The sequence below is a fragment of the Stappia indica genome, from assembly GCF_009789575.1.
Classification (GTDB): domain Bacteria; phylum Pseudomonadota; class Alphaproteobacteria; order Rhizobiales; family Stappiaceae; genus Stappia; species Stappia indica_A.
This window is the reverse complement of record NZ_CP046908.1, coordinates 2,038,486-2,053,701: the sequence shown is the minus strand read 5'-3', so window position 1 is coordinate 2,053,701 and position 15,216 is coordinate 2,038,486. Positions and strand designations below refer to the sequence as shown.

Genomic DNA, 15,216 nt, shown 5'->3' with positions numbered 1-15,216 from the left:
TTTCGAGACGGAATTTTGCAAAATCCGTCGCAAAATTTCGGGCGGGGATCAGCCCTGCCGGCGCGCCGCCTCGATGCGGGGATAAACCAGCTCCGCGGCACGGGCGAGCATTGCCTCGTTGTCGACCTCGGCCCAGGCGAGATCGTCGATCCGCGGCACGATGACGGGCTGGCTCTGCGCCAGTTCGACCACGCCGCTCTCGTAGTCGGCCATCGGGTCGAGCGCGATCAGCTGCGGGCCGATCTCCTGCATCCGCGCCACCGCTTCGCCGGTCAGATAGGTCAGGCCGACCAACTCGCCATAAGGCGCGTCGTGCCAGCGGTCGACCAGCTTGGACATGTCGCGCAGACAGGGCCGCCCCTCCCGGTCGTCGATCCACACATGCACCTCGTCGCCCGCCCCGGTCTTGCCGGAGGTGAGCAGGGCCGGCGTCTCCGGCTCGCCGATGGCGGCAGCGACCGCACGCGGCTCGAACACCAGATCGGATTCGAGGACAAGGCAGGGCCCGTCCAGCCCCTCGAGCCCTACCATCAGGCTCTGCAGCGAGCCCTTGGTGGCGAAGGTGCCGTTGTGGCGCAGGTCGAGCGAGGGCCGCCGGTTCGCCGCCAATTCGCGGTAATGCTCGGCAAGATGGCCGGTGACCACGCGGATATCCGTGATGCCGTGGAGGGCCAGCGTGTCGACCGCGTCTTCCAGGAAGCTCTGGTGGCCGAGCGAGATCAGCCCCTTGGGCGTCAGCAGGCCGCGCTCGCCCATTCGCACGCCGCGACCGGCGGCCAGGAAAACTGCTTTGATAGTGGGCATGGATCGACCGGAATGTGATAAAGGCGGTCCACTAATAGGGGAGCGCCGGGCCGCGGGCAATAGCCGGCTGGCTGGAGGGCCGAGGGCGCAGGCAGGCAGGGACTATCTCGACATCATGCAGCCGGATCCGACGTTTCGTACCCTCTGGCGGGAGTACCGCCGCGAGAGGTTCCGCAGCGAGCTCGCCAGCGACTGGGCGGTGGCCGTGCTCTACCGCTTGCCGAGCCTGTGGCTGGTGGCGCGGCTGGTGCCGACGGGGATTTCTCCGACCGCGGTGACCCTGGCCGCCCTGCCGGTGGCGCTGGCGATGCCGCTCGCCGCCCTGCTGCTGCCGCCGGGGTTTGCCGTCCTTGGCACGGTGCTGCTCGCCGTCGCCTTCCAGATCCTCGATTGCGCCGATGGCGGGCTGGCGCGGGCGACGGGGCGCAGTTCCTCGAAAGGCGCGGCGCTCGATTTCGTCATCGACATGGCGCAATGGGGCCTGTTCTACACCAGCATCGGCATCCTCGCCGACCGGATGGTCGCGGCGGACGGTACCGGCTTTTTCTGGACGCCTCTGGCGCTCGCTGCGGCGTGGCTGCGCCTCTATGCGAGGGTGGCGCGGGACGCGCGGCCTGCCTCTCCCGCAGCTGACGCGGCGCCGCCCCCGCAGGAGGCGCAGCCGGGGGGATTTGTCGTCCTTGCCGAGCGCGCACTGGCGGGGATGAGCGGTGCCCTGCCGATTTTTCTTGGAATCGCAGCTCTCGCAGGCGCTCTGCCGGCGATGGTGGTCTTCGTTCTGGTCTATGCCCTGCTCGATGTCGGGGATGCGGTGTGGACAAGTTTCCGCAACTGGCCGGGCGAGGGCGCATGAGGATCGTTCAGATCCTTCCCTATGCAATGGCCCGGCCCGGCGGCGTCCAGTCGCATGTGCGCGACCTTTCGCAGTGGCTGCGGGGCGAGGGGCACGAGGTGCGCATCGTCGCGCCGCCAACGCCCGACGGAATTTGCGCTGACGGAACAGAGTGTTGCGGTCGATCCCGGATGGTGTCGATGTTTGGCACCCGCTTCGAGGTGAGCTATGCCCCGCGGGCCGAACGGCGCCGGCTCGTTGCCGATCTGCGCGAGTGGGGCGCCGATCTCGTCCACCTGCACACGCCCTGGACGCCTTTCGTCGCCTGGCAGGTCTGGCGGGAGCTGCGCCTGCCGACGGTGACGACCTTCCATGCGACGCTTCCGGCAGCGGATGCCTCCGGACTTGCCGCGCGGCTGCTGCGTATCACCGCCCGGCACTTCCTCTCGCACTCGCGCATCGTCGTCGTTCCCTCGCCGACGCCGCTGCCGCATCTGGGGGAGGCGGCACGCGATGCGCGGGTGGAGGTGGTGCCGCCCTCGGTCGACCTTGCGCCCTGGCGGCAGGCGCGAAAGACGAAGCCGAATCAAAGTCTTGAGATCGTCTTTCTGGGGCGGTTCGAGGCGCGTAAGGGGCTCGATGTGCTGCTGGCCGCATGGCCGCAGATCGCCTCCGCGCTACCGGATGCGCGCCTCACCATTGCCGGCGGCGGCGAGTTGCGGCCCCTCGTCGAGCAGGCCCTTGTCCTCCCTCATGGCGCGCGCATCCGCCTCGTCGACCGGCCGGACGACATCACCGCCCGTGCCCTGGTCGGGGGTGCGGATATCTTCGCCGCGCCTGCCCCTTACGGCGAAAGCTTCGGCCTGGTGCTGGTCGAGGCGATGGCGGCGGGCGCGCTGCCGGTCGCGGCGGCGAATGCCGGCTATGCCAGCGTCATGAGCGGGGAAGGCGCGGAGCTGCTGGTGCCTCCGGGCGATGCCGGCGCGCTGGCGCTGCGCATCGTCACCCTTGCCGGGGACAGGCCCGCCCGCGAGCGGCTCATCGCATGGGCCGATGCCCGCGCGCAAGATGCCGACATTCGCGGCACGGGTCCCGTCTTTGCAAGGCTTTACCGCGAGGCGCTCGGCCTCCCGTGAGCCCCTATCCCCGCTTCTCGAAGCGCGAGGGAACGGGGAACCAGCGCTCCAGCACGGCGCGCATATGGGCGACGACCCGCGGGTTGGGTGCCTTGCCGAAACTGTCGTTCAGCGTCACCGCCAGCGGTTTCGCCCATTCCAGATAGCGCAGCTGCGCGAAGGTCCAGGGCAGGACATTCTCCAGCGAGGCATAGCCCATCGCGCGCCGGGTCTCCGCGGAAGAGACGGGAACCGCGCGGCCGCTTTCCGCGGCAAAGTGGGGGTAGAGGTATTCCGGCGGCACGTTGTGGCCGGCGCGGAAGCGGCTTGCCCGCGTCGCCTCGATCGCCTCGCGGAAATCCTCGCACATTTCCTCGAAAAGCGCGGCGTCGATCAGCTGCGGCCCATGGGCGAGATAGCGCCGCCGTCCGGGGCCGAAACGCTGTTCCAGCAACCGGTTGGCATTGGCCATGGCCAGGTTCCAGGGGCTTGCGCGCTGCGGGTCGAGGCTTGCTAGCACCGGCGAGGCTTTCCCCGTCAGGAAGACTTTCGCCCGCCCGTCCGATCCGCGGAAATCGGCCAGCTTCAGCGGGGAAAAGGCGAGCATATCGTCTTCAAAATAGAGGAAAGTCCTCGACAGGCCCGGCAGCTTCGCCAGATGGCTGACGATGGCGAAGGAGTTGAAGGTCGGCAGGATCTCCGGCGCCATGATGTCATCGTGATGTACCACCACGAGGTCGGGATGATCCCTGTCCAGCCAGGCGGGGATCTGCGGCCGGCAGCTCAGCAGATAGATCTTTCGGGCGAAGGGGACATGTGCGTCGAGCGAGCGCAGCGAGTAGCGCAAAAGCTCGAGATTGTCGCGGGTGCGGTTGGGATTGCTGTCATGCGCGGTGCCCGCATGGGCGGACAGCAGCTCGCGATAACCGGGGAAACTGTCGTCGACCCAGGTGTAGACGATGTCGACCGCCTCGCCCTTGTCCGCGCCCTGTCCCCGTCCCGTTTCTGCGATCATCCGGTCCTCGAGGCACGCGGTTGCGGGGCGCGCCGCGCGCGTTTCCCGGTTCTCATTTGGTCCCGGACTCTATAAACCCGTTGCCGGCGAAGGGGCAATTCCCCCGCATCAGGCTTGAGGCAGGCAGGTGATCGGCGACAGCGCAGCAGGGGAAAAAGGTCCGGGCTCGGATGAGCGCGGCCTGATCATTTCCGCCGATTTCGGCACCTCGGGCGTCAAGATCGCGGCGCTCGATCGCAGCCTTTCCGCCATTGCGACGGCAACGCGCCGCTATCCCTTGAGCCTGCCGGGGCCCGACCGCGCCGAGCAGGAGCCCGAGGATTGGTGGTCGGCGCTGCGCGAAGGGATCGCCGATCTTGCCGCGCAGATCCCCGATTTATCCGCGCGCGCCTCGGCCCTCGTCTTTTGCGCACAGATGTGCGGCGTCATTCCGGTCGAGCGCTCGGGGCGCCCCTTGCGCCCGGCCATCGTCTGGCTGGACAAGCGGGCAGGCTCCCTGTCGCGCGCGATGAACGGGGGATTTCCCTCGCTCGCCGGCTACCGGCTCGACAAGTTGTACACCTGGACGCGCATCGCCAACGGTGCGCCCTCGCACAACGGCATGGACCCGCCGGCCAAGATGCTCTGGCTGAAGCAGCACGAGCCGGACGTGTGGGAAGCGGCGGCCCGGCTGCTCGACGTCAAGGACTGGCTTTTGCACAGGGCGACGGGGCGTTTCGTCACCACGGCCGACAGCGCCAACCTGACCTGGATGATGGATACGCGGCCCGGCCGGGAAGGGTGGTCGCCCTATCTCGCCGGACGGCTCGGCATCCCGCTCGACCGGCTGCCGGAGATCGTCGACGGGACTTATACCGTCGGCGGCCTGTTGCCGCAGGCGGGGACAGAGCTCGGCCTTGCCGCCGGCCTGCCGGTGATCGCCGGGGCGGGCGACGTGGTGGCGACGGCCATCGGTTCGGGTGCGACGGGCGACGGAGAACTGCACGCCTATGCCGGCACCAGCGCGTGGCTCAGCGGCTTTTTCCCCTCCAGAAGGATCGATATTTTCCACTCTTACGCCACGATATCCTCCAGCGTGAACTATCGGCCGCTGCTGATCGCGACGCAGGAAAGCGCCGGGTCCGCCTTCGCCTGGGCCGCGCGGCTGTTCGGCGGCGGGGAGAGCGGCGCGGCGCGCGACGACGACGCCTCGCTGGAGGCGCTCTATGCCGGCATCGGCCCCTTGCGCGACAGCGATCCGCTCTTCGTGCCCTGGCTTTCCGGCGAGCGCGTGCCGGTTGACGACGACCGCTTGCGCGCTGTTTTTACAGGGCTTTCCGTCGGCCACGACCGCAACGCGCTGCTGCGCTCGGTGCTGGAAGGCGTTGCGCTCAACATGCGCTGGGCGCTCAGCAAGGTGGCCCGGCAGAAGGGGTTGAAGACCGGCCTGCCGCTGCCGCTGGTCGGCGGCGGTGCGGTCAACCCGCATTTCGCGCAGATGCTGGCCGATGCCTTGAAGCTGCAGGTCGTGGTGCGCCAGCCGCGCCTTGCCGGCGTGCGCGGGGCGGGCGCCATCGCCGCGGCCGGTCTCGGCTGGTATCCGAGCGTCGAGGCGGCCGCCGCAAGCCTCACCCAGGGCGAGGCGCTGACTTACGACCCTGAGGGCGAAGGCATGGCGCGGGCCGACCGGCGGGCCGCGCTGCTCGACCGGCACCGGCCGAAGCTGATTTCCCTATATCGCTGATTATCCTGACGAAAATGGAACCGCGCCAATGATCGACGGCTTGTTCAAGCGCCATATCGACCCGCTCTGGGAGAGCATGGCGACCCCGCTGGTGCGCATGGGGATGACGCCGAACCAGGTCACGGCGACGGGTCTCGTCCTGATCTGCCTGACCTCGGCGCTCTATCTGTGGCACGGGAATCCGGCCGTCTTCGGACTGACGCTGGCCTTTGCTTTCGCCTTCGATGCGCTGGACGGGGCGGTGGCGCGGCGCCGGTCGATGTGCACCAAGTCGGGCGGTTATTTCGACGCCATGGTGGACCGCTACCAGGAACTGGCGGTTCTGGCTGCCCTTGCCGCGGTCAACGACCTTTGGGCGTTGGCGCTGCTCGCCTTTTCCGGCGGGGTGCTGACCAGCTATGCCAAGGCGCGCACGGCCATCGAGATCCCGATCCGCAACGAGGCGTGGCCGGATTTCTTCGAGCGGCTGGAGCGGATCATCTTCCTGAGTGCGATGCTCCTGGTTGCCGGGGGGCTGTCGCTTGCCGGGATCGCGCCGGCTTCGACGATTGCCGTTGGGCTCGGCATCTACGCGCTGCTGGCGCATCTGACGTCGGTGCAGCGGATGCGGCGGGCGGTTGCCCTGTTGCGGGCTGCGGATGGCGCGGCAAAAGACTGATTTGAAAAGATAATCCGGAAAAGTCGGACCAGAGGAAGTCGACCGGCATCGCTGCGGATGCCGGTCGTATGTCTTCAGCCGCGGGCGGTCTCGGTGTCGAGCGCGCCGAAATTGGCCTTGGACACGCGCAGCAGTTCCACCTCGAAGCGCAGGGTCGAATTCGGCGGAATGACGCCGCCGGCCCCGCGCGCGCCATAGCCGAGCTCCGGCGGGATGATGAGTTCGCGCTTGCCGCCGACGCGCATGCCTTCGACGCCCTGGTCCCAGCCGCGGATGACGCGGCTCGCGCCGAGCGGGAAGGAGAAGGGCTCGCCGCGGTCGAGGCTGGAATCGAACTTGGTGCCGTCCATCAGCCAGCCGGTGTAGTGCACGGTCACCGTGGCGCCGGGCACGGCTTCCTCGCCGGTGCCGGTGACGATGTCGCGGATCTGGAGTTCTTCCGCATGCGCCGCAAGGGTCAGCGGCAGCAGCAGGAGAAATGCCTGGAGAAGTCGCAGCATGAAGGGGCCTTTCGCTAGCGGATCTGGTTGTCTTTCAGGATAACACGCGTTGATGGCGGCGAGGATAGCGCGGGGACAGCCACGCGGAAAGGCGGGCGCTGTGCGGACCGACGAGGCCACTTGCCACGCCACTTGCCATGGCGGCGGCGCGCGGCCATCGTGTCGGCCGGTCAACGGGGATAACCGGGAGGAACGGCCTTGCAGATTTCGGATGGCGACAGGACCCACGCGGCAGCGCTGTTGAGGATCGCCGGCGAGGTGGGCTCGTGCGCGCCGATCACCGACGGGGATAAAGCTTTCAGCCTTGCGCGCGCCTATCAGGTTTCGGCCGAGATCCGCGCGGCCCGTATCGCCCGCGGCGAGACCCCGCGCGGCTGGAAGATCGGCTTCACCAACCGGACCATCTGGGACGAATACGACGTGCATGCGCCGATCTGGGGGCCGGTCTACGACACGACGCTGGCCGAAGCCCCCGCGCAAGGGGCGGCCGAAACATCCATCGGCCATCTCGTCGAGCCGAGAATCGAGCCGGAAATCGTCTTCCGGATCGCCGCGCCGCTGCAGGCGGGCCTTTCGGAGGCGCAGTTGCTCGAGCGGATCGACGGGGTGGCGCTCGGCTTCGAGATCGTCCAGTCGATCTATCCGGACTGGCGGTTCCAGGCGGCCGATACGGTCGCCGCCTTCGCCCTGCACGGCCTTTTGCGCCACCGCCCCTTCGCGCCGGTCACAGCAGTGAACCGGGCCGAGTGGCTGGAACAGCTCGCCTCCTTCACGCTGGATCTTCATCGCAATGGCGAGCGCATCGACAGCGGCCGCGCGGAGAACGTGCTCGGCGGGCCGCTGAGCGCGCTCAAGGCCATGGTCGACGGGCTGCCTGCTACCGCGCTGGCGAGCACGGTCTCCACTGGGGAAGTGGTGACGACGGGGACGCTGACGCGGGCCTTTCCGGTGGCGCCTGGCGAGACCTGGGAGACACGCGTCGCCGGGCTGCCGCTTGCCGACATGGCGATCGCCTTTACGGGCTGAGGTGCGCGGGCGGAGCCGTTCGCGCGGAGATATTTTAGGATTGAAACAGTTGGGCCGCTCCCTAAACTGCGGCTCAAATCCGGAGCCTGAAAAGAGGCTGCGGACCCTCGCCACATGCCAAGGAGTTGCCCCGTGACCGATCCCGTACGCTATTCCGTTCAGGACGGCATTGCCGTGATCGCGGTCGACAATCCGCCGGTCAATGCCCTGTCGCAAGCGGTGCGTGCGGGCCTTGCGGAGGCCATCGCCCGGCTCGCCGGAGACGATCAGGCGCGCGCGGGCGTGATCTACGGCACCGGTCGCACCTTCATCGCCGGCGCGGACATTCGCGAGTTCGGCAAGCCGATGGCCGAGCCTTTCCTGCCCGACGTGATCGCGGCCATCGAGGCCTGCGGGAAGCCGGTGGTGGCGGCATTGCACGGCACCGCGCTCGGCGGCGGCCTCGAAGTCGCGCTCGGCTGCCACGCCCGCGTGGCGCTGTCCTCGGCCAAGGTCGGCCTGCCGGAAGTGACGCTCGGCATTCTGCCCGGCGCGGGCGGGACGCAGCGCCTGCCGCGCATTGCGGGCGCTGCCGCCGCACTCGACCTGATCACCAGCGGGCGCCATGTGGCCGCGGTGGAGGCCCTGAAGCTCGGCATCGTCGATGCGGTCGTCGACGGGGACGACCCGCTGGCCGCCGGCCTTGCCCATGCTCGTCGTCTTGCCGAGGGCGAGGCGACCGGCCGGCGCTCGGGCGAGATCGATCCGGGAGCCAAGGACGAGGCGCTGTTCGCGGATTGGCGGGCTAAGACGAAAAAGTCGGCGCGCGGGCAGATCTCGCCGCTGGTGGCCATCGACGCCATCGAGGCGGCCTACGACCTGCCGTTCAATGAGGGAATGGCGCGCGAGCGCGAGCTCTTCAAGGAGCTGATGGCCTCCGATCAGCGGGCCGGTCTGATCCATGCCTTCTTCGCCGAGCGGGCGGTTGCCAAGATCCCGGAAGCGGAGGCGGCAAGCCCGCGCGAGGTCGCCTCGATCGGTGTGATCGGCGGCGGCACGATGGGCTCCGGCATTGCGGTTGCTGCGCTGAATGCCGGCCTGCCCGTGACGCTGGTGGAGCGGGACGAGGCGAGCGTGGAGCGCGCCCGCGGCATCGTTTCCAAGCTGCTCGACGACGGCGTGCGGCGCGGCAAGCTGAGCGAGGCGCGGCGCGACCAGATCCTGTCGCGCGACTTCTCTACCGCGACGGATTATTCGGCGCTCGCCGAGACCGACCTCGTGATCGAGGCGGTGTTCGAGGACATGGACGTCAAGAAGGACGTGTTCAAGCGGCTCGACGGCATCGCCAAGGCAGGGGCGATCCTGGCCACCAACACGTCCTATCTCGACGTCAACGAGATCGCGGCGGCGACCGCGCGGCCGCAGGACGTGATCGGTTTCCACTTCTTCTCGCCAGCCCATGTCATGCGCCTGCTCGAGGTGGTGGTGGCCGACAAGACGGGGGCGGATGTGGTCGCCACCGGCTTTGCGCTGGCCAAGAAGCTGCGCAAGGTGGCGGTGCGCGCCGGCGTGTGCGACGGCTTCATCGGCAACCGGCTGCTCAACACCTATCGCAAGGCCGCCGACTACATGGTCGAGGACGGGGCGAGCCCCTACCAGATCGATGCGGCGCTGGTTGCCTTCGGCTTCCCGATGGGCCCCTTCGCCGTCAGCGACCTCGCCGGCCTCGACATTGCCTGGGCCGGGCGCAAGCGGCGGGCGGCGACGCGCGATCCGCGCGAGCGCACGGTGGGGATCGCCGACCGCATCTGCGAGCGCGGCTGGTTCGGCCAGAAGACCGGCCGGGGCTATTATCTCTACGAGGCGGGCGCCCGCCGCGGCAGCCCGGACCCGGAGGTTGAGGCGATCATCGCGGCCGAGCGCGAGGCCAAGGGCATCGTGCCGCGCAGCTTCACCGACGAGGAGATCGTCTCGCGCTACATGGCGGCGATGATCAACGAGGCGGCGAAGATCGTCGAGGAAGGCATCGCGCTGCGCCCGCTCGATGTCGACGTGACGATGCTGGCCGGCTACGGCTTCCCGCGCTGGCGCGGCGGGCCGATGCACTATGCCGACAGGCTGGGCCTCGACACCGTGCTCGCCGAGTTGCGCCGTCTGGGCGCGGAAGATGCGTTCTTCTGGGAGCCGGCACCGCTGCTGGTTCGCCTTGCGGAAGACGGAAAGACCTTCGCGTCGCTCAACGAGCGCGATTGAGGCTTCCCTTCCTGGCGCCAGCTTGCTGCGCTGCCAGATCGATTGCCGACTTTGCCGAAGCCGGGCCTCCACGAGGCCCGGCTTTTTTTCGGGCACAGCGCCCTCGGCGCGGGAAAATGTTTATTATCAGATTGCTGTTTATTTCGGTCAGCGAAGGATTGATCCTGTCGAGTTGATATAGAATTGCGAAACAAGGCGATGTTTTACGCCCCCTTCGCGCGTATTCGGTGCTGCAATGCAAGGAATGCATGTGGCTTTGCAGCAACGAATTGTCTTGCTTTGTTTAGTTATAGTTCTCCTACTAAACACTGCGGTAAACATCCGGACAACGGATGTCGCTCTCGCGGGAGGCGGGTGCGGCCGGCGGCCGTCTGGAGGGGCGGTTCCGACAAAAGTGCCGCGTGAAGTTTGGGAGGATCACGTGAACGGATATCGGAAGACATGGGCTGCCGTCCTGTGCGGGACGATGCTTGGCGGGTTCGCCTCGACATCGGCGCAGGCGGAAGACATCACCCTGTGCTGGGCCGCCTGGGACCCGGCCAATGCGCTGGTCGAGCTGTCCAAGGACTTCACCGCCGAGACGGGGATCGGCATGAAGTTCGAGTTCGTGCCCTGGCCGAATTTCGCCGACCGCATGCTCAACGAGCTGAACTCGGGCGGCAAGCTCTGCGATCTCCTGATCGGCGACAGCCAGTGGATCGGCGGCGGCGCGGAGAACGGCCACTACGTCAAGCTGAACGACTTCTTCGAGGCCGAAGGCATCAGCATGGACGACTTCGCCCCGGCGACCGTCTATGCCTACTCGACCTGGCCGAAGGGCACGCCGAACTATTGGGCGCTGCCGGCGATGGGCGATGCCAATGCCTGGTTCTATCGCAAGGACTGGTTCTCCAAGCCGGAGATCCAGGAAGCGTTCAAGGCGGAGTACGGACGGGATCTCGCCCCGCCGCAGACGCAGCGCGAGCTGATGGAGATCGCCAGGTTCTTCCAGGGCCGCGAGATCGACGGGCAGACGCGCTACGGCATCAACATCTTCACCGAGCGCGGTTCCGAAGGCATCACCATGGGCGCGACCGGCGCGCTCTATGCCTGGGGCTTCAAGTACGAGAACACGCCGGGCAAGTACGATATGGAAGGCGCGGTGAACTCGCCCGAGGCGGTGGAGGCGCTGGAGTTCTACAAGGAGCTCTACAAGTGCTGCACGGCGCCGGGCTACACCGACAGCTACATGCAGGAGAGCCTCGACAGCTTCAAGTCCGGCCAGGTGGCGATGGCGATGAACTGGTTCGCCTTCTTCCCCGGCCTTTACAAGGACGAGCAGGTCGGCGGCGACAAGATCGGCTTCTTCGTCAATCCGAAGCAGAACGTGGAGGCCTCGACGCTGGGCGGGCAGGGCATCTCGGTGATCTCCTACTCGGACAAGAAGGACGAGGCGCTCAAGTATATCAAGTGGTTCGCCCAGCCGGCCGTGCAGGCCAAGTGGTGGTCGCTCGGCGGCTACTCGGCCCATAACTCGGTGCTGAACGATCCCGGCTTCAAGGACAGCCAGCCCTTTGCGGCCGACTTCCTGAAGGCGATGGGCGCGGTACAGGACTTCTGGCAGGAGCCGGCCTATGCCGAATTGCTGCTGGCCATGCAGAAGCGCCTGCACGACTACATCGTTGCCGATCAGGGCACGGCCCAGGAAGCGCTGGACAAGCTGATCGAGGACTGGACCGAGACCTTCGAGGACGAAGGCAAGCTCTAGGCCTTTCCGACGCGTCTTCCCGTCGCGCCCGCGGCGGGAAGGCCGGATGGCGGACGGATCCGCCCGGATCCGCATCCGCCGCCCGGTCCGGCAGGAGGCCTGGGGGCACGCCGCCTTGCGTGCCTGCCGCGCCCGTCACGTCCTGCAAGCCCAAGTCCAGCAAGCCCAGTCCGGCAAGCCCCGTCCTGCAAGCCAAGGCGCCTGCCGCCGACCATGCGGAACCCGACCATGTCTCAAACGCAGATCAGCCAGCGCGCCGCCGACCGGCTCGCCCGCAGCACGCCGCCCGGCGTGGCCCGCAAGGTGCGCGGCCTGTCGGACAAGGCGATTGCCTGGCTCTTCATCGCGCCGACCATCGTGCTGCTGCTGGCGATCAACGTCTTCCCGCTGATCTGGACGGTCTACCTGTCCTTCACCGACTATCGCGCCAACCGGCTCAACCGCGCGGTGGAGTGGGTGGGCCTGCGCAATTACGAGCGGGTGCTGACGGATCCGGACATCTGGCACAACATGCTGGTGACCGCGCATTTCCTGTTCTGGACGATGTTCTTCCAGGTGCTGATCGGCTTCACGCTGGCCTGGCTGATCAACAAGAATTTCCGCGGCCACGGCGTATGGACGACGATCATCCTGCTGCCGATGATGCTGTCGCCGGCCGTTGTCGGCAATTTCTGGACCTTCCTGTACCAGCCGCAGATCGGCCTGTTCAACTACGTCATCAGCTTCTTCACCGGAGTCGATCCCTCGTCCTTCCAGATGATCGGCAGCGTCAACCTGGCGCCCTGGGCCATCGTCATCGTCGATACCTGGATGTGGACGCCCTACACGATGCTGATCTGCCTCGCCGGCCTGCGCTCGATCCCCGACTACATCTACGAGGCGGCAGAGGTCGACAGGGCAGGCCCCTTCCGCACCTTCTGGTCGATCACCCTGCCGATGGTGATGCCGTTCCTGATGCTGGCCGTGCTGTTCCGCTCGATCGAGAACTTCAAGATGTTCGACCTGGTCGTCGAGCTGACTTCCGGCGGTCCCGGTTCGGTCACGGAACTCGCCTCGATCAATCTCAAGCGCGAGGCGTTCGAGAAGTGGCGCACGGGCCTCTCCTCCGCCTTCGCGATCATTCTCTTCGTCACGGTGTTCGGCGCGGCCAACATCTACGTCAAGGCTCTCAACACGGTGAAGAGCAGATGAGCACCTCAACCGCCCATTCGGTCGTGGCGCCGAGCCGCCTGACGCGGACCGTCGCCGGTACGCTGGTGATCGTCTATGCGTTGGTGACGATGGTGCCGCTGGCCTGGATCTTCCTGACCGGCTTCAAGACGCCGCCGGACTCGATCTCCTATCCGCCGAAGGTCGTCTTCGAACCCTCGCTGGAGGGCTACGTCAACCTGTTCACCACCCGCACGCGCCAGACGCCGGAATACATGGAGAGCCTGCCGCCGCCGCAGACCTGGTACGAGGACCTGGTGCGCTCGCGGCAGATGGTGATCGCGGGGCCGTCGAAGTTCGGAGAGCGGTTCCTCAACTCGGTGATCATCGGCTTCGGCTCGACCTTCCTGTCGGTCTTCCTGGGGACGCTGGCCGCCTATGCCTTCTCGCGGTTCCGCGTGCCGCTGGCCGATGATCTCCTTTTCTTCATCCTGTCGACGCGCATGATGCCGCCGATCGCGGTCGCGATCCCGATCTTCCTCATGTACCGGACGCTCGGCCTGTCCGACACGCATCTCGGCATGATCATCCTCTACACGGCCGTCAACGTGTCGCTTTCCGTCTGGCTGCTGAAGGGTTTCGTCGACGAGATCCCGCGCGAATACGAGGAGGCGGCGCTGATCGACGGCTACACGCGCCTGCAGGCCTTCGTGAAGGTGGTGCTGCCGCAGATGGCGACCGGCATCGCCGCGACGGCGATCTTCTGCCTGATCTTCGCCTGGAACGAATATGCCTTCGCGCTGCTGCTGACCTCCGGCACCGCGCAGACGGCGCCGCCCTTCATCCCGACGATCATCGGCGAGGGCGGGCTCGACTGGCCGGCAATCGGCGCGGGCGTCACCCTGTTCCTGCTTCCCGTGCTCGTCTTCACCATCCTCCTGCGCAAGCATCTGCTCAGGGGCATCACCTTCGGAGCGGTGCGCAAATGACCGGGTCACAGCCAACCAAGCCGGCGGCCGAAAGCGGCCGGGACCTTGAGGCGGCGCGCGCACGCATCGCCCACCAGCGGGCACATCCGCCGGGACGCGGAAGGGTGGTAGCTGCGGCGGCCGGCTCCACCGGACCGCGGATCTTCCGCCGGGGTCCGTGGGAGCTGCTGGCGACGGTGCTGATCGGCCTCGGCGTGGTGATGCTGATGCAGCCCTTCGCCCTGGCGCTCTTCACCTATTCCTTCGTCACGATCCTGACCGGCACCGTGATGTTCATCGTCGTCAGCCACTTTCCGGAATAGTCAGCCATGGCGGAGATCAGGGTCGAAGCCCTCAGGAAAAATTTCGGCGACTTCACCGCGGTGAAGAAGTCCGATTTCACCGTGGCGGACGGGGAGTTCTTCGTCATGCTCGGCCCGTCGGGCTGCGGCAAGACGACGACGCTGCGGATGATCGCCGGGCTCGAGCTGCCGACCTCCGGGCGGATCTTCCTCGGCGGCGAGGATGTCACGTTCAACCGCGCAGCGCATCGCGATATCGCCTTCGTGTTCCAGCTTTTCGCGCTCTATCCGCACATGAACGTGCGCCGGAACATGGCATTTCCGCTGATCTGCCAGGGCATGCCGCGACAGGAGATCCGCGCGCGGGTGGAGGAGACGGCGCGGTTGCTGCGCATCGACCACATCCTCGACCGGCCGGTCTCGGGACTTGCCGGCGGCGACCGCCAGCGGGTGGCGCTGGGCCGGGCCATCGTGCGCCGGCCCAAGGCGTTCATGATGGACGAGCCGCTCGGCACACTGGACAGCGAATTTCGCGACCTGATGGTGCGCGAGTTGCGCGAGCTCCACAACTCGATCAAGGCCACCACGGTCTATGTCACCCACGACCAGGTGGAGGCGATGGCCATGGCCGACAAGATCGCGGTGATGAACCACGGCGTCATCGAGCAGTTCGGCCATCCCCAGGAGATCTACGACCGCCCGGCCACCATGTTCGTCGCCGACTTCATCGGCTCGCCGCCGATGAATTTCCTCGATGTGGAGGACGGGCAGGGTACGGGCGCTGCCGAAGTCCGGCTCTGCGGTGCGCAGGTACCGGTCCCCGAACTGCGGGAACAGGTGGCCGCCGGCTCGCTGGTGCTGGGCATGCGGCCGGAGCATGTGTGCTTCGACGATGCGTCCGCGCTGCGGGGCGAGGTGATCGGCGCGGAATATCTCGGCACCACGCAGATCGTCACGGTCACGGTCGGGGCGGCGCGGCTGAAGGCGCGGATCGCCGCCGACGTCGTCGTGCGCGAGGGCGAAAGCGTCGGCCTGACATTCGATACCGCGCGGCTGTCGCTGTTCGACCGGGCAAGCGGAAGGGCGCTGGCGAGCGCGCGCGACGATGCGGGCGCGGTCCTGCGCAACGGGACGGGAGGCTGAGA

General features: G+C 67.2%; 14 protein-coding genes. 11 read left to right on the top strand and 3 right to left on the bottom strand.

The genetic code is table 11. From position 1 onward, the window contains the following. Nucleotides 1-48: 48 nt before the first annotated feature. Nucleotides 49-804, bottom strand: coding sequence for a phosphocholine cytidylyltransferase family protein (locus GH266_RS09665; RefSeq protein ID WP_158193726.1), 756 nt, complete (start codon nt 802-804; stop codon nt 49-51). 115 nt (nt 805-919) lie between these two features. Here GH266_RS09665 and GH266_RS09660 point away from each other — a divergent pair, with 115 nt between their 5' ends. Then, entirely contained in the window at nt 920-1,657 is a 738-nt protein-coding gene (locus tag GH266_RS09660) for a CDP-alcohol phosphatidyltransferase family protein (RefSeq protein ID WP_158193725.1), read from the top strand. Next, nucleotides 1,654-2,772 (top strand): glycosyltransferase family 4 protein, encoded by a 1,119-nt coding sequence (locus GH266_RS09655; protein ID WP_158193724.1) that lies wholly within the window; start codon nt 1,654-1,656, stop codon nt 2,770-2,772. Before GH266_RS09660 ends, GH266_RS09655 begins: the two co-directional genes overlap by 4 nt. A 4-nt stretch (nt 2,773-2,776) precedes the next feature. Here the strand turns inward: GH266_RS09655 and GH266_RS09650 are convergent, their stop codons facing one another. Beyond that, the gene (locus GH266_RS09650) at nt 2,777-3,766 is read right to left on the bottom strand and encodes a stealth conserved region 3 domain-containing protein (protein WP_158193723.1); all 990 of its coding nucleotides are present in this window, start codon (nt 3,764-3,766) and stop codon (nt 2,777-2,779) included. A gap of 127 nt (nt 3,767-3,893) precedes the next feature. On the opposite strand from GH266_RS09650, the gene GH266_RS09645 reads away from it, so the two are divergent. Continuing rightward, nucleotides 3,894-5,489: a xylulokinase gene (locus GH266_RS09645; RefSeq protein ID WP_158193722.1), complete on the top strand. Its 1,596-nt coding sequence runs from the start codon at nt 3,894-3,896 to the stop codon at nt 5,487-5,489. A 28-nt stretch (nt 5,490-5,517) separates the two neighbouring features. Then, nucleotides 5,518-6,147, top strand: a complete 630-nt coding sequence (locus tag GH266_RS09640) for a CDP-alcohol phosphatidyltransferase family protein (RefSeq protein WP_158193721.1) — start codon at nt 5,518-5,520, stop codon at nt 6,145-6,147. 74 nt (nt 6,148-6,221) lie between these two features. Here the strand turns inward: GH266_RS09640 and GH266_RS09635 are convergent, their stop codons facing one another. Continuing rightward, entirely contained in the window at nt 6,222-6,647 is a 426-nt protein-coding gene (locus GH266_RS09635) for an FKBP-type peptidyl-prolyl cis-trans isomerase (RefSeq protein ID WP_158193720.1), read from the bottom strand. Nucleotides 6,648-6,845: 198 nt separating this feature from the next. Between GH266_RS09635 and GH266_RS09630 the strand changes: the two genes are divergently transcribed. The 7 genes from GH266_RS09630 (at nt 6,846) to GH266_RS09600 (ending at nt 15,214) form a co-directional block, all read left to right on the top strand. After that, nucleotides 6,846-7,673, top strand: a complete 828-nt coding sequence (locus tag GH266_RS09630) for a 2-keto-4-pentenoate hydratase (protein ID WP_158193719.1) — start codon at nt 6,846-6,848, stop codon at nt 7,671-7,673. A 114-nt stretch (nt 7,674-7,787) separates the two neighbouring features. Next, nucleotides 7,788-9,905, top strand: coding sequence for a 3-hydroxyacyl-CoA dehydrogenase NAD-binding domain-containing protein (locus GH266_RS09625; protein ID WP_158193718.1), 2,118 nt, complete (start codon nt 7,788-7,790; stop codon nt 9,903-9,905). A 466-nt stretch (nt 9,906-10,371) separates the two neighbouring features. After that, on the top strand, nt 10,372-11,652 hold the full coding sequence (locus tag GH266_RS09620; RefSeq protein ID WP_158196130.1) for an extracellular solute-binding protein: 1,281 nt from the start codon (nt 10,372-10,374) through the stop codon (nt 11,650-11,652). 228 nt (nt 11,653-11,880) lie between these two features. Then, nucleotides 11,881-12,843, top strand: a complete 963-nt coding sequence (locus GH266_RS09615; RefSeq protein ID WP_158193717.1) for a carbohydrate ABC transporter permease — start codon at nt 11,881-11,883, stop codon at nt 12,841-12,843. After that, nucleotides 12,840-13,790 (top strand): carbohydrate ABC transporter permease, encoded by a 951-nt coding sequence (locus tag GH266_RS09610; protein WP_158193716.1) that lies wholly within the window; start codon nt 12,840-12,842, stop codon nt 13,788-13,790. Before GH266_RS09615 ends, GH266_RS09610 begins: the two co-directional genes overlap by 4 nt. A gap of 104 nt (nt 13,791-13,894) precedes the next feature. Next, nucleotides 13,895-14,092 carry a hypothetical protein gene (locus GH266_RS23360; RefSeq protein WP_158196129.1) on the top strand — a complete coding sequence of 66 codons (198 nt, stop codon included), beginning with the start codon at nt 13,895-13,897 and terminating at the stop codon, nt 14,090-14,092. A gap of 6 nt (nt 14,093-14,098) precedes the next feature. Then, the gene (locus tag GH266_RS09600; RefSeq protein ID WP_158193715.1) at nt 14,099-15,214 is read left to right on the top strand and encodes an ABC transporter ATP-binding protein; all 1,116 of its coding nucleotides are present in this window, start codon (nt 14,099-14,101) and stop codon (nt 15,212-15,214) included. Nucleotides 15,215-15,216: the final 2 nt, after the last annotated feature.

Excerpts from the sequence above, each read along its gene's own strand:
- GH266_RS09665 (WP_158193726.1), bottom strand. The coding sequence starts at position 804 with ATGCCCACTATCAAAGCAGTTTTCCTGGCCGCCGGTCGCGGCGTGCGA.
- GH266_RS09660 (WP_158193725.1), top strand. The coding sequence starts at position 920 with ATGCAGCCGGATCCGACGTTTCGTACCCTCTGGCGGGAGTACCGCCGC.
- GH266_RS09655 (WP_158193724.1), top strand. The coding sequence starts at position 1,654 with ATGAGGATCGTTCAGATCCTTCCCTATGCAATGGCCCGGCCCGGCGGC.
- GH266_RS09650 (WP_158193723.1), bottom strand. The coding sequence starts at position 3,766 with ATGATCGCAGAAACGGGACGGGGACAGGGCGCGGACAAGGGCGAGGCG.
- GH266_RS09640 (WP_158193721.1), top strand. The coding sequence starts at position 5,518 with ATGATCGACGGCTTGTTCAAGCGCCATATCGACCCGCTCTGGGAGAGC.
- GH266_RS09635 (WP_158193720.1), bottom strand. The coding sequence starts at position 6,647 with ATGCTGCGACTTCTCCAGGCATTTCTCCTGCTGCTGCCGCTGACCCTT.
- GH266_RS09625 (WP_158193718.1), top strand. The coding sequence starts at position 7,788 with ATGCCAAGGAGTTGCCCCGTGACCGATCCCGTACGCTATTCCGTTCAG.
- GH266_RS09620 (WP_158196130.1), top strand. The coding sequence starts at position 10,372 with ATGCTTGGCGGGTTCGCCTCGACATCGGCGCAGGCGGAAGACATCACC.
- GH266_RS09615 (WP_158193717.1), top strand. The coding sequence starts at position 11,881 with ATGTCTCAAACGCAGATCAGCCAGCGCGCCGCCGACCGGCTCGCCCGC.
- GH266_RS09610 (WP_158193716.1), top strand. The coding sequence starts at position 12,840 with ATGAGCACCTCAACCGCCCATTCGGTCGTGGCGCCGAGCCGCCTGACG.
- GH266_RS09600 (WP_158193715.1), top strand. The coding sequence starts at position 14,099 with ATGGCGGAGATCAGGGTCGAAGCCCTCAGGAAAAATTTCGGCGACTTC.